Source organism: Paraburkholderia kirstenboschensis, from assembly GCF_904848585.1.
Lineage (GTDB): Bacteria > Pseudomonadota > Gammaproteobacteria > Burkholderiales > Burkholderiaceae > Paraburkholderia > Paraburkholderia kirstenboschensis.
Map to the genome: position 1 here is coordinate 26,523 of NZ_CAJHCR010000014.1, position 21,399 is coordinate 47,921.

The 21,399-nt window shown below is 60.3% G+C and carries 18 protein-coding genes; 10 read left to right on the forward strand and 8 right to left on the reverse strand.

Translation table 11 applies throughout. The annotated features are described in order from the left end of the window. Positions 1–144: 144 nt before the first annotated feature. Entirely contained in the window at positions 145–1,068 is a 924-nt protein-coding gene (locus JMY24_RS27605; protein ID WP_128598138.1) for a dihydrodipicolinate synthase family protein, read from the reverse strand. Between the two features lie 186 nt (positions 1,069–1,254). Here JMY24_RS27605 and JMY24_RS27610 point away from each other — a divergent pair, with 186 nt between their 5' ends. From JMY24_RS27610 to JMY24_RS27620, 3 genes are all read left to right on the forward strand, one after another. Further along, positions 1,255–2,199: a LysR family transcriptional regulator gene (locus tag JMY24_RS27610; RefSeq protein ID WP_128585190.1), complete on the forward strand. Its 945-nt coding sequence runs from the start codon at positions 1,255–1,257 to the stop codon at positions 2,197–2,199. After that, positions 2,190–2,489 carry a DUF4148 domain-containing protein gene (locus JMY24_RS27615; RefSeq protein ID WP_128598159.1) on the forward strand — a complete coding sequence of 100 codons (300 nt, stop codon included), beginning with the start codon at positions 2,190–2,192 and terminating at the stop codon, positions 2,487–2,489. Before JMY24_RS27610 ends, JMY24_RS27615 begins: the two co-directional genes overlap by 10 nt. Positions 2,490–2,712: 223 nt before the next feature. After that, on the forward strand, positions 2,713–4,029 hold the full coding sequence (locus JMY24_RS27620; protein ID WP_128598158.1) for an oligosaccharide flippase family protein: 1,317 nt from the start codon (positions 2,713–2,715) through the stop codon (positions 4,027–4,029). A 693-nt stretch (positions 4,030–4,722) separates the two neighbouring features. On the opposite strand, the gene JMY24_RS27625 is transcribed toward JMY24_RS27620, so the two are convergent. Further along, positions 4,723–5,508 (reverse strand): methyltransferase domain-containing protein, encoded by a 786-nt coding sequence (locus JMY24_RS27625; protein WP_128598137.1) that lies wholly within the window; start codon positions 5,506–5,508, stop codon positions 4,723–4,725. Positions 5,509–6,376: 868 nt separating this feature from the next. Here JMY24_RS27625 and JMY24_RS27630 point away from each other — a divergent pair. Beyond that, positions 6,377–8,158: a Rieske (2Fe-2S) protein gene (locus JMY24_RS27630; RefSeq protein ID WP_201703288.1), complete on the forward strand. Its 1,782-nt coding sequence runs from the start codon at positions 6,377–6,379 to the stop codon at positions 8,156–8,158. 284 nt (positions 8,159–8,442) lie between these two features. Here the strand turns inward: JMY24_RS27630 and JMY24_RS27635 are convergent, their stop codons facing one another. Together JMY24_RS27635 and JMY24_RS27640 are read right to left on the reverse strand one after the other, a co-directional pair. Next, a complete protein-coding gene (locus JMY24_RS27635; protein WP_236597539.1) occupies positions 8,443–8,748 on the reverse strand; it encodes a cytochrome c in 306 nt (101 codons plus the stop codon). After that, the gene (locus JMY24_RS27640; protein ID WP_201703289.1) at positions 8,745–9,998 is read right to left on the reverse strand and encodes a molybdopterin-dependent oxidoreductase; all 1,254 of its coding nucleotides are present in this window, start codon (positions 9,996–9,998) and stop codon (positions 8,745–8,747) included. Before JMY24_RS27640 ends, JMY24_RS27635 begins: the two co-directional genes overlap by 4 nt. Positions 9,999–10,571: 573 nt before the next feature. Between JMY24_RS27640 and JMY24_RS27645 the strand changes: the two genes are divergently transcribed. The 5 genes from JMY24_RS27645 to JMY24_RS27665 all read left to right on the forward strand — a co-directional run bounded on the left by JMY24_RS27645 (position 10,572) and on the right by JMY24_RS27665 (position 16,384). After that, positions 10,572–11,444 carry an endonuclease/exonuclease/phosphatase family protein gene (locus tag JMY24_RS27645; protein ID WP_201703290.1) on the forward strand — a complete coding sequence of 291 codons (873 nt, stop codon included), beginning with the start codon at positions 10,572–10,574 and terminating at the stop codon, positions 11,442–11,444. Between the two features lie 229 nt (positions 11,445–11,673). Continuing rightward, positions 11,674–12,027 carry a BON domain-containing protein gene (locus tag JMY24_RS27650; RefSeq protein WP_128597608.1) on the forward strand — a complete coding sequence of 118 codons (354 nt, stop codon included), beginning with the start codon at positions 11,674–11,676 and terminating at the stop codon, positions 12,025–12,027. Positions 12,028–12,141: 114 nt separating this feature from the next. Beyond that, positions 12,142–12,603 carry a lysozyme inhibitor LprI family protein gene (locus tag JMY24_RS27655; protein ID WP_201703291.1) on the forward strand — a complete coding sequence of 154 codons (462 nt, stop codon included), beginning with the start codon at positions 12,142–12,144 and terminating at the stop codon, positions 12,601–12,603. Positions 12,604–13,940: 1,337 nt separating this feature from the next. Continuing rightward, positions 13,941–14,888 carry a Vgb family protein gene (locus JMY24_RS27660; RefSeq protein WP_236597553.1) on the forward strand — a complete coding sequence of 316 codons (948 nt, stop codon included), beginning with the start codon at positions 13,941–13,943 and terminating at the stop codon, positions 14,886–14,888. A gap of 590 nt (positions 14,889–15,478) precedes the next feature. Continuing rightward, positions 15,479–16,384: a glutamate/aspartate ABC transporter substrate-binding protein gene (locus tag JMY24_RS27665; RefSeq protein ID WP_128588871.1), complete on the forward strand. Its 906-nt coding sequence runs from the start codon at positions 15,479–15,481 to the stop codon at positions 16,382–16,384. 18 nt (positions 16,385–16,402) lie between these two features. On the opposite strand, the gene JMY24_RS27670 is transcribed toward JMY24_RS27665, so the two are convergent. The 4 genes from JMY24_RS27670 to JMY24_RS27685 form a co-directional block, all read right to left on the reverse strand. Continuing rightward, on the reverse strand, positions 16,403–16,957 hold the full coding sequence (locus tag JMY24_RS27670; protein WP_128597611.1) for a carboxymuconolactone decarboxylase family protein: 555 nt from the start codon (positions 16,955–16,957) through the stop codon (positions 16,403–16,405). Beyond that, positions 16,860–17,507 (reverse strand): amidase family protein, encoded by a 648-nt coding sequence (locus tag JMY24_RS38525; RefSeq protein WP_201703292.1) that lies wholly within the window; start codon positions 17,505–17,507, stop codon positions 16,860–16,862. Before JMY24_RS38525 ends, JMY24_RS27670 begins: the two co-directional genes overlap by 98 nt. A gap of 5 nt (positions 17,508–17,512) precedes the next feature. After that, the gene (locus tag JMY24_RS27680) at positions 17,513–18,847 is read right to left on the reverse strand and encodes an aspartate aminotransferase family protein (RefSeq protein ID WP_128597127.1); all 1,335 of its coding nucleotides are present in this window, start codon (positions 18,845–18,847) and stop codon (positions 17,513–17,515) included. 538 nt (positions 18,848–19,385) lie between these two features. Then, a complete protein-coding gene (locus JMY24_RS27685) occupies positions 19,386–20,246 on the reverse strand; it encodes a MurR/RpiR family transcriptional regulator (protein ID WP_128597129.1) in 861 nt (286 codons plus the stop codon). Between the two features lie 386 nt (positions 20,247–20,632). Between JMY24_RS27685 and glnH the strand changes: the two genes are divergently transcribed. Then, entirely contained in the window at positions 20,633–21,379 is a 747-nt protein-coding gene (glnH, locus tag JMY24_RS27690) for a glutamine ABC transporter substrate-binding protein GlnH (protein WP_128588862.1), read from the forward strand. The last annotated feature ends 20 nt before the right edge of the window (positions 21,380–21,399 follow it).

The following is a 21,399-nucleotide window of genomic DNA, read 5'->3' on the forward strand; positions in this document are numbered from 1 at the left end:
CGGGGCTTTTTGGGTCGTTTCACGATCCTGTTATGGGCGAGGCGCGGAACGAGGTGTCGCGCGTCGCCGTTATTTGCTAACGCTGATAGCGAAGCGGTGTATCGCATCGCTATCGTCATAGGGCTATTGGTGGACAGCCCCCCGTCAGTCGACGAGGCCCGCAGAACGAAGCGCGTCAGTGATCTCAACGTCCGCGCCTTCCGCGAGCGGCAGCAACGGTGAGCGCACCGTTGCATGCTCGAGGATGCCGCGGGCCACGAGACCGTGCTTAAGTGCAACGGTGCCTTCCATGTGCGAGCCACGGTGGTACACGCTGCGAGTCACGGGCAGAAGGCGATCATGGATCGCGCGAGCTGCCTTGTAGTCTTTCGCCTTACCCGCTTTGATCAGTTCGATGAGCGGCTCAGGGGCCAGGCCGCCGTAGCCGACGAGTGCACCGTCGACGTCGAACATCGTGTGCAGCAGATATTCGTCGTGGCAGGTCAGGATTTGCAGTTCCGGACGCTCGCGGCGAATGATGGGAATCTCCACGTCCCAGCGGCGCATGTTGCGCACGCCGTTCTTCATCGCGAATACGCCAGGCTGCGCGGCGATCTCCAGTTGTGTTTCGAGGTTGTAGGTCGCCTTGGTGGCATCCGGGTACTGGAACAGGATGAGCGGCAGGCCGCTGCCTTCGTAGATGGCGCGGTAGCGGTCTTGCGGTGCACCCTTCTGGTAGCCGAAGCGCAGCCAGCCGTGCGACGGGTACACCAGACCGGCCGACGCGCCGGCTTCTACGGCACGCTTCGCTTCTTCGACAGCCACTTCGGTGCCTTCCAGCGTGATACCGGCGATGACCGGGATCTTGCCGTCAACGGACTTCACGAAGCTCTGGATGACCTCAGCCTGTTCTTTCTGTGTGAGGAACGTACCTTCGCCAGCGTGGCCAAGAACCGTTAGACCTTTAACCCCCTCGATGCCGCCGAGCCACGAACCCAGCCGTTGAATTGCTGCGTGGTCCACCGCACCGTCGCGGGTGAAGGGTGTAACGGGTGCCGGGACCAAACCGCGCAGATCGATCGCTTTCATGACGTCTCCATCCAAATTGAGCTTTTCGGCTCCTCTGTTCGAGAGAGGAGAGCCCGCTGCTCGTTTCGCTTCAAGCCGGAACAACGGTGCATGCGTTGCAGTGTAGGGATGGACGGTTCATGCGAGAACTGTCTAACCGGACATTTCAGCTATACTGATTTGACATACCTTATCGGGGGCCTTGCGGTGGACTACGCTGCCTGGAAGCTGTTCATCGACGCCGCAGAACTCGGGAGCCTGAGCAAGGCCGCGGTTGCCTATGGGACGAGTCAGCCGCACATCAGCCGCCAGATTGTTGAGCTCGAGCAATACTGCGGTGGCCGTTTGTTTCAGCGCACCGGGCGAGGCGTGGTATTAACCGAGTTGGGGGCGCGTATCGCCCCACGCGTAAGGGCGTGGCTGGCCAGTACGGAACAATTGTCAAACGACATCCGCAGTACTGCGGGAGAGCCGATCGGTGTGGTCAGAATCGGGATCTTGCCCTCAACGGCGCATCCGCTTGTCAGCACCCTTTACCATCGCCTTCGGGAGCGTTATCCACTGGTGCAACTACAGGTGCGCGAAGGTCAAGGTGCGTTGCTGGAAACGTGGTTGGAAAACGGCAGCGTCGACCTCGCAATTCTTTTTCGAAATAGTCCGACGCCCAAAAACGGTGACGAGTATCTGGTTGAGGCGGCGACTTACCTGGTCGGCGCAGAGGGCGATCCTTTGTTAAAGCAGTCCACGATTGCTTTTTCAAAGCTCGATGGGATTCCACTGGTCTCTTTCTGCCGCCCCAACAGCTGGCGCGATCGACTCGAGCAAATTGCCGGTGAACATCGGATCTCCCTCAACTTCGCGGCGGAAGCCGACTCTTTGAGTCTGCAGGCGCATATCGTGGCCGATGGCGGAATTTATGCGTTGCTCGGACCTTACGCCATCGCCAATCTTGAAAAGGAATGCCGGCTGCAGGCATCGATGGTGGTCGACCCTCCAGTGCCTCGCTTCATTGCGCTTGCCATGTCTCCCCACGGCGAACTGACGCTTGCTTGCCGCACGGTCATGCAACTCACCAAGGAGATAGCGCGTTCGCGAAACCTTTCATCCGACCTCCAGTTGGGCGTGTCCGCAGCCTTTTTGCGATCCATTTAAGGGCGGCCGCGCTCGCGTTGCTCGCCTCTTCTCCCGTTGCTTCGTTTGCCCAAACAGGCGCTCCAGTTACGCGATCGCAAGTACGCGCGGAACTTGCTGACCTCGAACGCGCTGGGTACAACCCCGTTCCCGACGATGTGGACTACCCAGCCAGACTGAATGTGCTCTTCAATGCGATAGAGTGCGCCGAAACCCGCTCTATCTGGTCGACCACGGCACATCGGCCGTGTCGCCGTCTGCGCGTTGAGTGGCGCGTGGCCCGCACGCAGGACAGTGTCGTTGTCGGATGAATACTCCCCCAACTGGAATTGCTTCAATTGTCTTGCCCGACATAACATACTTACTCCTGTCATTTCTCGCGACCCCTTAAGTGTGCTCTGGGCGCCGGAAAGGGCAAACTAGTGGGATGGGTTCTACTCTCCTACGCGTTTCCTAATCCGGTGCGGGAGTATGTCAGCCATATTCCGCCATCGCCTGCAAGGCGAACACCAAAAAGCGGCGTCGGAGAACCAAATGGATCGACGAAAAAGCACGCAGACTATTGGGTTCGTGTATGGCGGCTACGTGATGAGGTACCTGTACCTCATCATTGTCGTGCCGTTCTACGGCAGGGTGCTCGGTGTCGAGGAATACGGTCGGGTGCTGGCATCGATGTCGCTGATGAGTGTCATCTGGATGCTTGTCGGCTATGGCTTCGTCCCCGTGGGCATGCGCGACGTGTCGAAAGCTCAATCGGCGTCGGAATGCAACGACATCCTCTCTTTGCACCTCAGCGTGCGTCTCGTGCCCGCACTCGTAGGCGGATGCGTAGGCCTCCTCGCCACGATTTTCTCCCCTGTTCTCTCCCAGACACCTCTAATCGGTGTGCTGGCCACCCTGCTCGGGATCGTGTCCGGCATGAATCTCGGTTGGCTTTTCCAAGGCCTTCACCAGTTTCGAACACCCATCCTCATTGAGGTGTTCGGCTTCGTGTTAAGCCTCGTGCTGGTGTTGACGATCGTAAAAGGACCTCACGACGCAGTCTGGGTCGTCGCTAGCTTATTGATCTCGGGCGTCGCGTCGTCGGTCATTTCATACGCACTTGCGATTTCCCAGTTAGGGTGGCCACGCATCAGATGGACGGGATCCGTTGTTCTCATGCGAACTTCGACGATGCTGTTCATTTATTATTCCGCATCGATGGTTTTGACCGCGTCGTCGACGTATCTTTTGACGCTCTTGTCGACGCCAGATCAGGTCGGCTATTTCGGCGCGGCAGAACGCTTCGCAACGGTCGGCCTGGCGCTCATGGGGCCCGCGGCCCAAGTATTTATCCCCACCATCACGCGGCAACTTGCCCAAGGCGACATACAAGGCGCGCATCAAACGACCCGGCGCGGAGCTGCTTTGTTGATTGGCTATGGGTTGCTTATTTGCTTCGGAGCACTCACTCTCTCGCCTGTTGTGCTGCCTTTAATCCTCGGTAGATCTTTTGCATTCAGCGGTCACATACTTCAAATCTTTGCATGGATGTTTCCGTTTGCTGCCTTGAACGAGTTTGTCGCCGGCTATGTGTTTCTGCCCCGAAAAAAGGATCGTCTGCTTGCCATCGTCGGCATCGCATCGACGTTTCTGAACATCCTTGTGGCCATCCTTCTCGCTCCCCGCTTTGGGGCCGTCGGACTCGCGCTTGCTCGAGTGATGGGTGAGTTGACGCTCTCGATCATATTGATGGGCGTCATGATCCGGCTTCAACTCGTTGGCCTGATACCCGGTTTCGAGCGAGCGCTCCGGATAGTTCGTGCCGCGTGCGGTCTCCGCGATCACGCGCGCGTGGCGAAGGATGACTAAATTAATCCAGGAACAGATCTCTCTGCTGCAGCGCTATTTCGATGACGGCGCATGGCAGGCCACTCGGCAACCCTCGATGCTCGCGTGTCGCCTCTAACGCATAAATGTTTGGAGCGTTCATCATTCCCGCACAATATCGAGGACTTCTTGCACTCCCGCCAATGTCCCTGGGGACGTGGCCTAAGCTGCCCCGTTCGCTTCCGGGAACGCGCAACTTCTGATCCTTTGATATTCGAAGCGATCAGCAAAGAACCGTGGACGTACATCCGGCGACAAAATTTGCAGCGAACGTTTTCACGCGGTGGTCCGTGTAGGCTGGGTAATTGCCTCAGGCAATCGGGCAGATGCTATGGAGCGCATTGAAGCGCAGCGCCCGGTAATCCTCTGCCAGAAGCGGGGCGCACGAGAGCCGCGTCGCATTCACAATAGGCGGGTTACTGCAGGGCGCTCGTCCGATATATGACAGACGCTCATTGTGGCCGGCCGCGGCTGGCCCTCCCCTCTCCCAAGACCCCGGCCCGCAGACGCACGTAATTCCGGCCATCACACGACCTCAAATCGGACTGCCGCGGTGATTTCAATGCAGCTTCGTCGGCCGGTTTCAACTTGCGCCTCTGGCATACGGACGGTCAGGCCGCCAGCTATGCAAAACCTGTATCCGGCAATGAGAAGCGCACTGCGGACAAACCGATCTCAGCGCCTTGGGGGTCGATGAATCACTCGCTCGAACGCAACGCGCGGGCCTTTCTCAATAACGATCACGCTGTCATAGAAGTGCATGCCCTGTATCTTGTCGAATTGTGCGACGAGCGCAGGTGGTACCCGCGGCCCATCGATCGGTCCAACGCCGACTGCATACCTTGTATGTTCGGAGCTCATTACGTCGATCACATCCTTGCAGAATTCAGTAAAGCTGTGAGGATTTTTGTAGCCACCGTCCGCAACTCTCGCATTGAAATAATATGAGGTATGCGTATCCTCACACCAATAGGTACCACCGTCCTTGATCAAGCCATAGGTGCGCAACAGGCTAACGATTTGATGAGGATTTTCGTGTGATCCGTCGTCTATCACGATATCGAAAAATTCGCGAAAATCGCTGAAGTTGGAATCCCAAAACGCATGACTTCCCTGATCGCCGATGTGAATTTTCAAATAATCGGTTTCAGCACATTGCGGAGCAATGTCGACTGCATGTATCAATGTCCCCTCACCAAAATACTTGCGCCACATTTCTGCGCTGCCGCCGTACTGGCAGCCAATCTCAAGAATGCGCGGGCTGTGGCCCACGTACTTCTTCAAATGTCGCTCGTACAACTCAAAATAATGCTCAAATTTGTCACATTGAAAATTCAAGTTATCGAATATTATTTTTAGCGGCGTATTACCGTTGGTAGCTTCTTTGATGTGGTCGGCGGCTCCCGCGGGATGCGTCGCCTTTACTGTGCGCAGAGTATCAAACACATCTTTGAATGTCATATTCCCTCCAGACAATCGTCAAGATCCGGCAAGTCCTAGGCCTCCGATATCGCCCCCGTTTTACTCGCGCGTCGAATGGCTGCCAACGACTTACAAGGACGACCGGACAAATGCGCCAGTCGTCGCGTATGAACAGTAGCAGGTGGTGTAGCGAATGAATGCCGATACTTCTGCGTTTTGCGCCTTGTTCCGATAGCCGTGCACGGCAAGGACAAGGACGGGGTATTCCAACCGATTGGGATTCGGTTGCTGGCACCGGAGAGTATCGCTATCAAAGACAAGAGTTCGTGTCCGGTAGATGCCCAGTTTCGGTTTGAGGACCGGCGCCCGAACCTCTGGTGGCGGGTGAAACTTCCTAGCTGGAGGGTCCTGGTTACATGACGGCGGGTCACTTCGACCATATGCCTGTTGGTCCGCTCTCCATGGCCGAACCGACTGACGTCGAGAGCGAGATGGTTAAACTCGCGCAAGCCGTTGATCCGGCGTTGGAGCATCTTTCTCCAGCGCAACTGGCGGCTTTAGACCTCGCTCACGGCCTTGGTCGGTCCTACGCGGCCAACCCCTCACGTTAGGTGGCGGCTCTTTAATGCGCTTGTGCGACTGTAGGGAAATACCTCCTGTGACGTTTTGTGCAAACGGCGGTTGACACCGCGACAGCGGAGACACCTTCAATACGGAGCCATGTCACTTCATGGCCCACCCCGATCTGACGCAGACCTCAATCGAATCGCGGATCGCAGCCGATATCCGAAAGACATACCAACCCGCTCCGTCAAACCACGACGGCATATCGTGTTTTACCCGAGAGTTGACACGAGATCGCCGGCATCTACTATGTCCCTGAAGGACGCGTGCAGGAGGTGTGCGCATGGATGCACCGAACCAGGAATTCATGCTCGTGGGCAGCCTCGAAGAGCTGAAGGCGCAGGGGCGGCTGGTTGTGCAGGGTGGTCATCGTCCGATCCTCGTCATCTACGACCGCGGGCGCGTCTTCGCCCTCGACAATCGTTGCCCCCACATGGGCTTCCCGCTCGAGCGCGGCAGCATCGAGGACGGCATCCTGACCTGTCATTGGCACCATGCCCGCTTCGATCTTGAAAGCGGCTGCACCTTCGACCTGTGGGCGGACGACATACCCGTCTGCGCGGTCGAGGTACGCAATGGCGACGTTTGGGTAACGACCACGTTTGGTCATGCCGACCCCGCGGCGCACTGGCGTCAGCGGCTTGCGGACGGCCTCGCACATGACCTCGATCTCGTCATCGCCAAGGCCGTGCAAGGTCAGCTCGCGGCCAATGTGCCGATGGCCGAGACTGTGCGGCAGGTGGCGCTGTTTGGGGCGCAGAATCGCGACGGCTGGGGCGTCGGTCTCACGATACTGACGGCGCTGGCCAATCTCTTCCCCTTCTTGCCACAGGACGAAGCCTATCTTGCCCTGTTTCATGGGGCGCGCAGCGTGGCGGCGGACTGCGCCGGCGAGGCACCACGGCGGGAACGTGCGCCGCTTGGAAGCCGGCCGGAGCCGGCCGCACTCAAGCGCTGGCTGCGCCTCTGGACAAGTGTGCGCCATCGCGAAGCGGGCGAGCGCACCCTGCTGACGGCGATTGCAGCCGGTGTCTCGCCAGCTGTGCTTGCCGATGCCCTGCTGTCGGCCGCGACCGAACGGGCGTTTGCCGACACCGGTCATTCGCTCGATTTCATCAACAAGGCCTTTGAGTGCCTCGACCTGATCGGTTGGGAGCACGCGCCGGCTTTGCTGCCTACTATCGTCGGCCAGATGGCGGCCGCCCGCGGCGCGGAGGAATCGACCGCCTGGCGCCAGCCCGTTGATCTTGTGGCGCTGTGCGAGGAATCAGCCAGCCAGATGCCGGAACTGTTCGCTGCCGCGCGCGCCGTGCGCGGATGGTCGCACCACGCGGCGCTCGCCCGGAAGCTGCTCGCAGACGACCCAGCGAAGATCATCGATGCGCTGAAGGCGGCGATCCGCTCGGGCGCAACTCCTGCTGACCTGGGACGATCGCTCGCTTACGGAGCGGTGCTGCGGGTGGCCCGCTTCGGCAATGCCAACGAGCACGCCGACTGGGAGACGGCGCACCACGTCTTCACCTACGCTAACGCGGTCCACCAGATGCTGAGGCGGATCGGGAGCGCCGACATCGACGGTTACGTCACGGCCGCGCGCGCCATAATGCACGGAGCCATGGCGCTCTACCTTGCGCGCTATCTGAATGTGCCGCCGGCCCGCATCCCAGGTGAGGACAGCGAGCAACTCGACGACCTCCCTGCCGATGTTGAGACGATCCGCGCCGCGTTGCTCGATGCCTTCGACAGGCAGCGACAGGTTGATCTTGCCGCAAGGCTGGTGGCGCGACATCTCACGCTCGGCCATTCACCACAGGCGCTGATGGCCACGCTTGCGCTTGCTGTGCTGCGCGAAGATGCTGGGTTCCATGCCTATCAGATGCTGGAGGCCGGAGTCCGGCAGTTTGCAGCGTGGGGTAATACTGACGAGGGCCGGCACGTCCTCATTGCGGTCGCCCGCTATCTCGCCGCCCATTCACCGACCGAACGCGCTGCGCTGCAGACGGCGGACATCGCCCGGCGCTTGATGCGGGGCGTCGCGATCCATGAGGGCGCTGGGGCGTCGTGACGACGCGTGCCGGTGATCGATGCCCGCAACGGCTCCGGGTACAGCGAACTGGCGCTGTCGGACCCGATGCGCACTTCAGGTTGCCGCAACGGCAAGGGCCGCATTCAAAGTGCAACGGTCATTCGCTTACGCCGAGTCGCCTGCCACTTGTCGGCCGTATCGACCGCTCGCAGCGGAACAACCACGAAATCGAGACAGAAGCCGAGCCCATCCCTTCCATGGCCAATGCTTTTTCCTCATCCTCGCCTTCCAACGCCTGTGCCAATCGGTGCTTGTATCGGCGACTACTTGTCGGTGGACTTGCCGTAGTTCTGAACGAGGTAGTTCACGATGACCTCCACGTCTTCTTTAGGAATTGGCGCACCATATACGTCGATCATCTTGGTGACAGAGGCGTTCCAGCCGGCCTTGTTTAGAAAGGGTGAGTTCATCTGGATATAGTCGAGGCTGTGGCAGACAGCACACTGCATGACCTTCTCTCTGCCCGCTCCTTCTTTAAGCATGACCTTCGATTCCTGCGCCGCTGCGGCATCGACAAGCACGAGCACAAGGGGCAATGCAGCTGCAACCATTTGCGTGAGCGTGTTCATACCACCTCCACGTACACGCGCTGGATCACGTTGTGATGATAGCCTGCCGGATTGTGAATGAGTCGCTCGACCTGTGTTTCCCCTGAGCGGCTGGTGGCGCGCGCCATCACCACCATCGAACCACGTTCGCGCGCCGGCACGGCGAATGTGAATTCGCGAAACGAGAAGCGGCCAAGGTCGCGGCCGAGTTTTGCTCTCTGCCAGCTCGCGCCCAAATCGGTCGACACCTCGACGCTGTCGATGCCTGCCCCGCCATCCCAGGCAATGCCTTTCAGTTCGATTGGCCTGCCGTGCGGAATCTGTTGCCCACTCTTTAACGAAGTGATCAGCGAGTTCACTACCATCAAGGTGATCGGCTCGTTCGCACTCGCCACCTGCGATTTGAAACTTGGCGTCTTGAACTTGCCGCGCGGCAGTCGGTACGCGGTGCTCATCCAGAAGTTCTGCTCGGGCTTGGACACCACCCTCACGCTGACCAGTTGTTTGACCCAGTACGTAGCGGTCCAGCCCGGTACGACGAGGCGCGCGGGAAAACCGTTCCAGTGTGGCAGAGGCTTGCCGTTCATTTCGAACGCGACAAGCGTATTCTCGTCGAGCGCAACTTCCACCGGTAGCGATTTGACGAAGGCGGGGGTCTTCTCAATAACGGGATGATCGGCTGCGCCAAACACCACTTCGAGTGCACCGTTCTGTACACCTGCCCTTGCAAGGATGTCCTTCAGGCGCACACCGCGCCAGACCGCATTGCCCATTGCGCCTACGCCCCACTCCACGCCCGCAACGTGCGGCTCGAACAAGCCGCGGCGGTTGCCCGAGCACTGGCATACCGCTGTAATCTCGGCCGGCTCGAAACCATTCCTGAGTTGATCCAGCGTGAATTCGAGCTCGCGTCCGGCACTTTCGCCGCCGACACTGAGCCTCCAATCGGCGGCTCGTACCTCCGGAATCCCGGCCAGGTGATAGCGCACGAAGAACGCGTTGTTCGGTGTAACCGGCGTGCGGAAATACTCAATCGGCGTCTCGAAGTTGGGCGGCCGATAAGTCTTCTTGATCAGCGGCACCTTGCCTGGCAGCGCGTACAGATGCTGTTCGGCAAGCGCACCATCGGGAATCTCGGCGAAACCCAATGCAGCCGAGCTGCCCACTTCGGAGGCCAAAATCTTCAGCGGTCTGAGCGCCGCGAGGGAGCCCGCTCCGGCAGCACCCATCAGTAGTTTGCGGCGCAATCCACTGTTCACAGACCTTTTCATAGAAGCGCTCCGCAGGCTGATCGCTGTAGGTTACTTCACGCCGATGGACGGGCAAACCAGGGTTTTTAGGTGAACGGCTCCTGACCAGCAAGCTCGTAGTGCTGCACTGCGTAAGAGCGCCGGCCCGTCGGCCGCGCCCTGTGGGCCGTAATGGCCGGCAAGCCGAACTGATCACCAGTCGGTGGTAGCCGTGCCACCTCCAGATTGCTGCCTACACTGGATCGGCCTGACTCCGTCCGATCGCTGAAGTCCGCTGTTTGAGCGGAACAGCCTCTCGAACGGGCACTTCGCGGCGATGGCGACTGGCGGCTCCTGGTCGGACAGCGACCGATGGCCGGCCGCTATCCGGCTCTGCTTGGGTTCAAACATCAGTCTGGAATGCACGTCAGCATCGGCCGGGCCGATTTGACGGCTGGAATGGCGTCACGTGCAGCGTCGCAGGGAATAACCTAACCTCTATGAAGCGCGCGCTCACAACCAGACAAACAGTTTGTCGTTTCCTGGGCATTCACGGCTTATCCGTTTGACGTCGCGGCGATAGACTGGGGATCATGGCTTCTGAAGGGGGACGTCATGCGTCTCGTCGACTGGAACATCCAGTGGGGACGCGGTGTAGACGGCCGCGTCGACCTCGCCCGCAGTGTGCGCGAGGCAAAGGCGCTGTGCGATTTCGACATCCTGTGTCTTCAGGAGGTCACGCGCGGCTTTCATGAGGGACAGGCGCAGGGGGGATTGGCAGGCGGCCCCTCTGCCGATCAGTTCGCCGAACTCGCCGCGTTGCTGCCGGACGCGACTGTGGTCGATGCGATCGGTTCCGATCTTCCGCCTATCGGGGCCGCACGACAGCGGCGTCAGTTCGGCAATGCAATCGTGAGCCGACTGCCTGTCAAGCAGGTGCTGCGTCATTCGCTCCCGTGGCCGGCCGACCCCGCCAAGCCGTCGATGCTGCGTGTCGCTCTCGAAGCGGTGATCGAAACCGATATTGGTCCGCTGCGCGTCTTCAGCACTCATCTTGAGTTCTACTCCAAAGCACAACGGCTGGCGCAAGTGATGAGGCTGCACGAATTGCATCAGGAAGCGTGCGACCATGCCCGCCGCCCCGCAAAAGCGGAAAAACTGGACAGTCCGTTCGCCGACACTGCACGTCCCATGACTGCCATCGTGTGCGGTGATTTCAACAGCGCTTTCGAAAGTTCTGCGTATTGCAGGATGCTGGAGCCGATTCCCGGCGCGCCCGCCTTCGCCGACGCATGGACCTGCGCGCACCCCGGTGCCCGGCGGGCCGCGACAGTCGGTCTCTATGATCAAGAGCAATGGCCCGACGGACCGTTCGCATGCGATTTTGGTTTCGTCACCGAGGATTTGAAGCCGCGCATCGTGGGTTGTGACGTGGACCCGAATAGCCGCTCGTCCGATCATCAGCCGCTGTGGCTCGAAATGCGCTGATCCACGATCCCGGATATGGGCAAGCCATGGCTACCGCGACCAGGGCAACAAGCGCCGAACCCCGCGGCAACCTCTCTGCAAGACGCGCGCCGGGCCTCTCGTATGCAGCCTGATGACCGCTTTGTCTGAGGCGCGAGAGGTTTCGCTTAATCGCGCAAGCAGCTTTGTTAGAAGCGGAATGTTGGCCATCTTTGACTCCCGATCTGCCAGGCCGAACAAAGAGGCAATCATGAAAGCATGCAACGTCGTGAATCTGCTCGTCGTAGTGGGATGCGTGACGCTGACGTCGAACGTCTACGCGCAAGCCAGCCACGCTATGCCTATGGCGTCGAATCCGGCTGCAAGTTCAGGCAAGGCGACGCCAGCGGACAAGACGCTGGCTCGGGATGTACGCAAGGCGTTATCGAAAGCGCCCCACTTCAACGTGTCGAACGTATTCGTCAAGGCGCGCGGAGGTGTAATGACATTATCCGGCAGCGTGTCGGACGGTCCTCAGATCCAGCAGGCCGCGGAAGTGGCGAAGGGCGTGCCGGGCATAACGTCGGTGAACAACTATCTGACGCTCTATACGAAAGGGTATTAACCCTTCGAGGCGGCGCCCCGGCGCCCTGCGCTTACCGGCGATTGACGCAACGCCCTGCAGACCCGGCATAGTCGCGCGCGGTCTTCGTACGCCCATGACAGCGAGGAATTACCCATGAAATCCCGCCGTGGAAACGGTGCATTCTCGCTCACGTCGCGAAGCGTGGCGCTCGTTGGCACAGTGCTGCTCTGCATGATGATGCAGTCCGCGCTAGCTGCCGAAACTGCCGCGACCCTCTACAAACAGTGCCGTGATAAACCCTCGACCGCTGAGCAGCGAGACTGTTATCCCGCAGCGGTCAGGCAATCAGAAATCGAGCTCGCGAGCGCCGAGAAAAAAGTGCGCGCCGATATGGTGGAACTGGAAAAGATCAGTCAGGGGAGCCGTGCAATGCATCCCGTACGCGCTTTTGACCAGGCAGAGCGTGCCTTCCGCACATTTCGCGATGCAGAGAGCAACCGTGCACTGGCCTCTTATGGCTCCGGCAATGGCGGCGGCCTTGCAGTATTCGAGACGATCATCGAGATGAACATCGCCCGCGCCAACCTGCTGACCGGTGAAGCAGGTACACGGTGAACGCCATGAAGGTCGGTTTTCTGCGGCGCAGCCGACGTTTGCGAGTGGAATGTGCGATCGTCTAATCCGTGGTGTCGACGACCTCCCCTCTCGCAATGCAAGGCGCTCGCGGGAAACAGGAGGGAAACATGGCGAAGGTAGTGCCGAATAAGCGCGGATCTGACGCTTGCCAACGCGGAGAAAGTGGTCGCTTCATGAACCGACCACTTTCTCAAAGCGCGACTCGTCTACGATAACAGCGACGCGACCGGACGGCTCGGTGTCACGGGCGGGCAAGTGACCACTTGCATGTTCTGCGAGGCATACCCATGTCGAATCGGTTATTTGCCTGCACCGGTGGACGGAACGCAGGTTAGCACGAGAATTCCGCCGTTATCATTCGCGGCAGATCTGACCGCTGCTTGATGAAACTCTCCCGACCCGCAAGACCATTCGGCAACGAAATCGGCTTTGCAAGCATTTCGACTACGAGAGCCCGCCGGCCAGGAAACCGGATAGCGGCAGGTAGCGACGGAGTTACAGTGTCGGGCCAACGCACGAGTCGAATTGCCATGATGAGCGCCACAATTCGCGCCATAAGTGCCAGATTCAATTCGTATAGGGTCAGCCAACGTGTTCATGCTCGCTCCGAAAAGACCAGCAAGCGAAAGAAGTGTGCAGATTGCTCGGATCATGATTGCCTCCACGAGTCACGGTTGCTCCGCGAAGACGGGCCGCTAGCTGAGCGCTCGCCGGCAACGACCTGCGTCCCGCAGGAAGCACGTCGCCAAGCGCGCCATTCAAGTCTAGGTTGAAAATGGATTCCACACACTGGCGGCCGCATCGCTATTTGGCCGAAGAGAATCTTCTGTTAAGCCTTTTTGGATAACTGCCCGCGCGCGCTGTCCATTGCTCACCACCTCGCGGCCAAAGGCAAATATGAAATGAGCAATATGACGATGACGCATTGGCCGCCTAAGACCGGTCATTCGCGACCACCGAGGTAGAAAGACCAGAACGCGGCGTTTGAGCGCCTGACCAAAACCCATAGCTGGACTTCGGCTCTGGGCGCGTGGCCGGGCCTTGTCTCGCCCGAACTGGAACAGTATTCGTATCGCGTCATTGCGGCCACCGAGCCACCTGGTAATCGCAGCCGAATGCCCGCCACACGTCTTGTCCGCGCCCCACGCGAGGATTCTTCCGGTTAGTGCCACAATAAGCTGGCACCAGCGTGCAGGCCAATTCTGGTTACGGAGGCGGACGTGATTCACATCGCAAACGCAGCGGCTTCGGCGACGCTGAAGGAAATCCGCGAGTCCCGGTTCTTCCGGAATTTTGCGTCGGTTCTTGTTGGCGCGATGTTAGCAATAGGTTCAGTGCGGGCTCAGTCCATTTCGTTCGACTCGTTTGCACTCCCCTCCGGCACCGCACCGCACGATGTCGCGCCAGAGCCTGGCGGCGCCGTCTGGTACACCGCGCAAGCGCAAGGCGCAGTCGGAAGGCTGGACCCGCGCAGCGGCAAGACGGAGCGGGTCCCGCTCGGCAACGGATCGGCGCCGCACGGCGTGATCGTCGGCCCGGATGGAGCAGCATGGATTACCGACGGCGGGCTGAACGCGATCGTACGCGTCGATTCGAAGACACTCGCCGTCACGCGCTTCCCGTTGCCCAAAGACCGACAGAACGCCAACCTGAACACGGCCGTTTTCGACAAACGCGGGCACCTGTGGTTTACCGGACAAGGCGGAATCTATGGTGAGCTCGACCCGGGAAGCGGCAGCATGCGTGTGTTCAATGCGCCCCGCGGGCCGGGTGCCTATGGAATCTGTGTCACCCCTGACGGCAGCTTGTACTTCGCTTCACTGGCTGGCAGCTACCTCGGCCGCGTCGATCCTGCGAGCGGCGCGGCGCAAGTCATTGAGCCACCGACACCGGAACAGGGAGCGCGCCGGGTGTGGTCCGATTCAAAAGGACGCGTCTGGATCAGCGAGTGGAACGCAGGAAAGGTGGGCGTGTTCGACCCGGCGGCGCATCGGTGGCGCGAATGGAAACTGCCGGGCTCCGATCCGCATGTATATGCGATATTCGTCGACGACAAAGACATCGTCTGGCTCAGCGAATGGAGCGCTAACGCGCTAGTGCGCTTCGACCCACAAACGGAACGATTCGAGACCTTTGCGCTGCCGCGCCCACACGCGAACGTACGCCAGATGATGGGCCGGCCGGGAGAAGTCTGGCTGTCCGAGTCTGGTACGGATCACTTACTGCGCTACCGGTCCGGCGCAGCGGTTGTCGGCAACAAGTGACGCCCCAGCGACCGTTACCGTCTCCAGGCAACTCCATGACAGAGAATTCCGACCGCGATCCCGATCCCGATTCCGATCCCGACAAACTGAAGGGCCCTGGTGGCATGACGCTGCGGCAGATCCACGAACAGGTGCGGAAATCCGTCGAGCGGGACCGTGAGGCCCGGGCCACGCACAACTTGCCCGCGCCTAAAACTCGATGGCAGCGGTGGATACGATACGTATGGGGCCGCAGCGGCAGACGCTAAGGGATGCTTCCCGGTCGCAACGTCGTTGCGAAGCTCAAACGCTTATTGCAGCACGCAGTCCGCACCCACGGAAGCACTGGTCACGCTTTCAAGGTCGCCTCATGTCCTCGTGCTGCGGAGCGGGCGAGCGGGCGCATGCTGTGCGTACGACAGTCCACCGCCTTTCAACTGCGCAACACCTGTCGACCTGCATACCACCCGGAGCAGCGCCACCTGCGTTCGGTTGAGAGAACTATCGGTAGGACAGTCGGTGAGATCGCGACCTGATTGAGGGAAAATACATATGTAGCTAAATTTTTTTATATGGCAACATATGTATCACTCACATCGACCGGAACAATCATGAAAGAAAAGCCGCTGTTCAGATCAGCTTGCGCGCTCGTTGCGCTTTCGCTCGTCGCGGGGGCGAGCTACGGCCAGGGAAGCCAGCCGACGCTTGCCAAGATTCAAAGCACCAATCTGATCGCGATCGGTCATCGAGAAACATCCGTGCCGTTTTCGTATGTCGATACCAATAACAATGTCGTCGGTTTTTCGCAGGACTTGTGCAACAAGGTGATCGACGCGGTAAAGGCGAAGACGCAGCATCCTGATTTGCGGGTTCGCTTCATTCCGGTGACGTCGCAGAACCGCATTTCACTCGTGCAGAACGGCACGGTCGATCTCGAATGCGGCGTGACGACGAATCTCATGGCGCGGCAGAATCAGGTCGCGTTTTCGGACACGTTCTTCGTCGCGACGACGCGTCTGCTTACGAAGAAGGATTCCGGCATCAAGGACTTTCCCGATCTCGCGGGCAAGACCGTCGTGACCAATCAGGGCACGACGTCCGAGCGCATTCTTCGCAAGATGAACGAAGAAAAGAAGATGAACATGAGCATCATCAGCGCGAAGGACTACGGCGAAGGACGCGTGACGCTCGAAACCGGCCGTGCGGTGGCCTACATGATGGACGACGTGTTGCTCGCAGGCGCGCGCTCTCTGACGGCGAAGCCGGCGGACTGGGTGCTGGTCGGCACGCCGCAGTCGTCGGAGGCGTATGGCTTTATGATGCGCCGCGACGACCCGGAGTTCAAAAAGCTCGTCGACGAAACGATGAGCCAGGTCATGAAGAGCCCGGAGATCAGGACGATGTACGACAAGTGGTTCACGAAGCCCGTGCCGCCGAAGAATATCAATTTCGAGTTTCCGATGAGCGAAACGGTGCAGAAGCTCTATGCCGCCCCGAACGACAAGGCGTTCGAATAACACGTCGGCGAAATCGCTTCATTCCACGAAGGGCAGATCCGTCTGCCCTTCGGCGCGCATTTCGAACGTGTTGAGCGTCATCGCGACGAGCGCGTAATAGCCCAGCAATCCCACCAGATTCACGACGACCGTATGACCAAAACGCGCGACGGCGGCGTCATACGTCGCATCGCTTACGCGCTTCATGTCGTAAAGCTCGGTGGCGAAATCGAAGACGACCTTGTCGTCGGCATCGGCGAATATCGGCGTTTGTCCTGTGCGCAGCGCTTCCGCCAGATCGGCGGGCAGGCCGGCGTCAAGCGCGATCGGATGATGAATGTGCCATTCCGCCTGCGACCGCCAGCGCGCCGCGGTGACGAGAATCGCGAGCTCGGAAAGGCGCAGCGGCAGGCCCGTGTTGTAGCGGCAGAACGCGCCGAGCTTCTGCGCGTTTTGCGCGAGTTCCGGGCTGAAGATCCAGCCGAGGAACGGTCCGTTAAGATTGCCGCGCGGGCCGCTCAGGATGTCCTGCAAGACGGCCTTCTGTTCGTCGGACGCGGTAGCGATCTGGAAGTCGGGAAGTCGTTTGTTCATGATTCGATTGATGTCCGTGAGTTATTCGTGAGGTCTCGTCCTCGGGCATGTTGATCGACTCGTACGGCCCGATGAGCGAGGGTGTTTCCTGCGAATCTGCGTAAGCGATCACATCTTGCCGGGACATTCTGCCGAAAGTCGGCTTGAGGCTCCACACGCTGCACAGCGCGGCGGGCGCGCGGATGGAGCCGTTGGTGTCGCTGCCGAGCGCGAGCGGCACGCATCGCGCGGCGACAGCAACAGCGGAGCCGCGCGACGATCCGCCCGTCATGCGATCAACGCCGCGTGGATTGCGCACCGCGCCGAAACGCAGATTCTCGCCGGTCGCGCCGCACGGGAGCTCGTCCATGTGCGTGGTGCCGACGAGCACCGCGCCGGCTTGCTTGACTCGTACGATGGCATCGGCGTCGCGGATGGCGGCGGGTGTTTCGAGCCGCGCACGCGAACCGGCGATCATCGTGTGACCTTCGATATCGAAGAGACTTTTCGCGGCGAACGGCACGCCGACGAACGGCGTCGCCGCCCATGCTTTCAGCGCAGCGGCGCGCATGCCGCCTACACGCCGATGACGCCAAGCGCGCCGTCGATTGCATCGGCAAGGCGCTCGACGATCGTCTCGATCTGCTCGCTCGACGTGATGAAGGGCGGCGCGATAAGCACGTGATCGCCGATGCGGCCATCGACGGTGCCGCCCATCGGATACACCATAAGGCCGCGCTTCATCGCCTCGCTCTTGATAACCGCGTGCAGCTTGTGCTTCGGATCGAACGGCGCCTTGCTCGCGCGATCCCGCACGAGTTCAACGCCGGTGAAGAGGCCGCGCCCGCGCACGTCGCCGATGAACGGATGATTCGCATGCCGCTCGCGCAGCAAGGCACGCAGTTGCTCGCCGCGCGCCTTCACGTTGTCGAGCAGATTGTCTTCCGCGATGACCTTCTGCACTTCGAGCGCCGCCGCGCACGCCGTCGCGTGTCCGATATACGTGTGACCGTGCTGAAAGAATCCGGAACCGCCGACGATCGTGTCAAAAATCTCATTGCTGACAAGCGTCGCGCCGATCGGTTGATAGCCCGCGCCCAGACCTTTCGCGATCGCGAGGATGTCGGGCGACACGCCGTCTTCCTCGCACGCGAACATGTAACCCGTGCGGCCCATGCCGGACATCACTTCGTCGAGAATCAGCAGCACGCCGTACTTGTCGCAGACCGCCCGGATCTTGCGGAAGTATTCGCGCACCGGCGGCACGGCGCCCGCCGTCGCGCCGACGACCGTCTCCGCGACGAACGCCGCCACCGATTCCGCGCCGAGTTCAAGAATCTTCGCTTCCAGTTCGTCGGCGAGACGTTGCGCAAAGGCTTCGTCGGTTTCGCCCGCTCGCTGCTCGCGATACGCGAAACAGGGCGAGACGTGATGCGCTTCGATGAGAATCGGCAGGAACGGCTCCCGACGCCATGCGTTGCCGCCGATCGCGAGCGCGCCGAGGGTGTTGCCGTGATAGCTCTGCCGGCGCGCGATGAAGTGCCGCCGCTCGGGCTGACCTTTCTCGACGAAGTACTGGCGCGCGAGCTTGAGCGCGGCTTCCATCGCTTCCGAGCCGCCCGACACGAAGTAGACGTGGCCGATATTTTTCGGCGCGGCTTCGATGAGCAGATCGGCGAGTGCTTCGGCGGGCTCGGTCGTGAAGAACGACGTGTGCGCATAGGGCAACTGCTGCACTTGTCGCTGGATGGCTTCGATCACGCGCGGATGGGAGTGCCCGAGACACGAGACGGCCGCGCCGCCGCAAGCGTCGATGTAGCGCTTGCCGGTTGAATCGACGATCTCGATGCCGTCGCCGCGCACGGCGACGGGCAGCGTGGCGCGCGGCGCGCGATGAAATACCGTGGTCATGGTTCCTGCCTTTCGGTGCGAATTGGGTGCGAATTGGGTATTAAGTAAGTGCGCAACATGTGATCCACAACCCCAAGATTAACACAACATATGTTGTCGCATGCAGCATATCGGAGAACGCGGTCTTGTTTCGCGTCGCGAGCGTCGCGATGGAGACAATGCCCCACGCGACCAGCGAACCGCCGTGGCACGTGCGCACGCGGGATGCGCTTCACGAGATAACCGGCGGGCACCTGAAGCAGCAGGTAGCCGATTAAGAAGAGCCCCGCGCGGACGCCGTACGCCGCTTCGGTGAGGCTCAGATCGCGCATCAGCTGAAGCTTGGCGAAGCCGACACATCTCGTTCGTCGTCGCGCTCGTCGATGCAGGGCTCGGCTGCGCGATCGTGCCACCGCTCGCGGTATCGGCGCACTTCGCGCCGAACGGTGCCGATCGGCAGTCCGGATGTGCAACGCTCGATCGGCATCGTGATGCATCGACACGTGTCGATGTGGTCCATCGCTGCCGATCTTTGCGAACTGCTGCGGGCGTCGATCGGCTAGCTTGCCGCGTAGGCGCCCTGCGAGTGCAGCTCCACTTCGGCCTGCCCCAGATTGGTAATCGCGTCCTTGCCTTCGAGCGCGAGCAGATGCGCGACGAGCATCTCGGCGAGCGCCGATGCCGCGACGAGCGATGGAAAGAACGACGGCGATTCGTGCGAGAAGATCAATGTGTGATCGGCGTTCAGCGCGATCGGGGATACGGCGCTATCGGTCAGCGCGATGAGTTTCGCTCCGCGTTCGATCGCCGCTTGCGCGACGCGAACCGCTTCGACGGAATACGGCGCGAAGCTGACGACCACCACTGCGTGCTTCTTCTCGATGCCGCGCAACTGCATTTCGAGCGTGCCGGCTTCCCCGCTAAGGAGATTCACCGATGGGCGGAAGAGGCGATATCCATAAAGCAGGCCGAACGCAACCGGATAACACGACCGGAAACCCGCGACGTGTACATGCGGCGCCTTTTTCAACGTCTTCGCCGTTTCGACGACGCTGTCGGCGTTCTGCGTCAACGTGATCTCGAGGTTGTGTGATTGCGCCTGCGCAAGATCGCGACTGAGACGGCTGTCGGAGCCGCCTTTGACCATCGAGCGGGCGCGCGTGGTCAGTGGCTCCGGGCGCGTGCGCACACGGCTCACGAAGATTTCGCGCAGCTCGCTCCAACCCGGGAAACCGAGTAGCTGCGAGAGACGGACCATCGCAGCGGGCTGGACCTTCGCGCGTTCGGCGACCTTGCGCATTGACAGAACGGCGACTTCGTCGGGGTTGTCCAGAAGAAAAGCGGCGCCTGCCTGAAATTGCGGGCTCAGATCGGGAAAGCGGTCGCGAATGGTGGCGACGAGTTCGTTGAAGGTGGGCACGGATGGGCTGCTCGGGCTCGGCGGATTGGATGCGATATTTAAGCACGGCGCGCCGCGACCGGAGTCGCCTTGTGAGCACGCGCCCTACGTGTCCGAGGCCGGCGCGTTCACGAGCTGGAGTTCACGCACTGCGCCACCCGATGAATATGGCGGATGCGCGCGTCATTCCGGTGCCCTGCTCCGCGCATATCGACGCGACCGTCTGAGATCCCCACTGAAGTCTCTCCCGTACTTCACCGCGTTCGCGGTGCCGCCACATGCGCTAGGTGTAAACCCCTAGTTGCAACCGTATTTTGATCGCCGAGACTTCGCAACTAGATTTGCGTAAAATATTAACACGCAAATATCATTGCGTATTGACCACACATTTCGACAAGGAGTCGATCATGAAACTCGCCGCAAAACTCGCCGTGGCCGCCCTCGCCGCGTTTTCTTTCGCCAGCGGTGCCGCTCGCGCCGAAACGCTGCTTGTGGCGTGCGACACCGCGTTCGTGCCGTTCGAGTTCAAACAGGGCAACGAATACGTCGGCTTCGACATCGACTTGTGGAAGGAAATCGCCAAGGACCTGAAGATCGACTACAAGCTGCAGCCAATGGACTTCAGCGGCATCTTGCCCGCGCTGCAGACGCATAACGTCGATGTCGCGCTCGCGGGCATCACGATCAAGGACGAGCGCAAGAAGGTAATCGACTTCTCCGACGGCTACTACGCCAGCGGCTTCACGCTAATGGTGCCGGCGGACAGCACGATCAAGGGACCGGACGACCTGAAGGGCAAGACGCTTGCGGTCAAGACCGGCACGTCCTCTTTCGATTACGCGAAAGCGAACTTCAAGAACACGGATTTGCGCGCCTTCCCGAACATCGACAACGCCTATCTCGAACTCGCTACCGGTCGGGTGGATGCCGCGATGCACGACACTCCGAATGTCCTTTACTACATCCACACCGCTGGCAAGTCACGCGTGAAGGCGGTCGGCCCGCAGATGATGGCGCAGCAATACGGCATCGCGTTCCCGAAAGGCAGCCCGCTCGTCGCGCAGGTCAACGCCGAACTCGTGAAGATCAAAGCCGACGGGCGCTATGCGGCGATCTATAAGAAGTGGTTCGGCGTCGAGCCGGCGAAGTCCTGACAACCCGCGCTACGGAGATT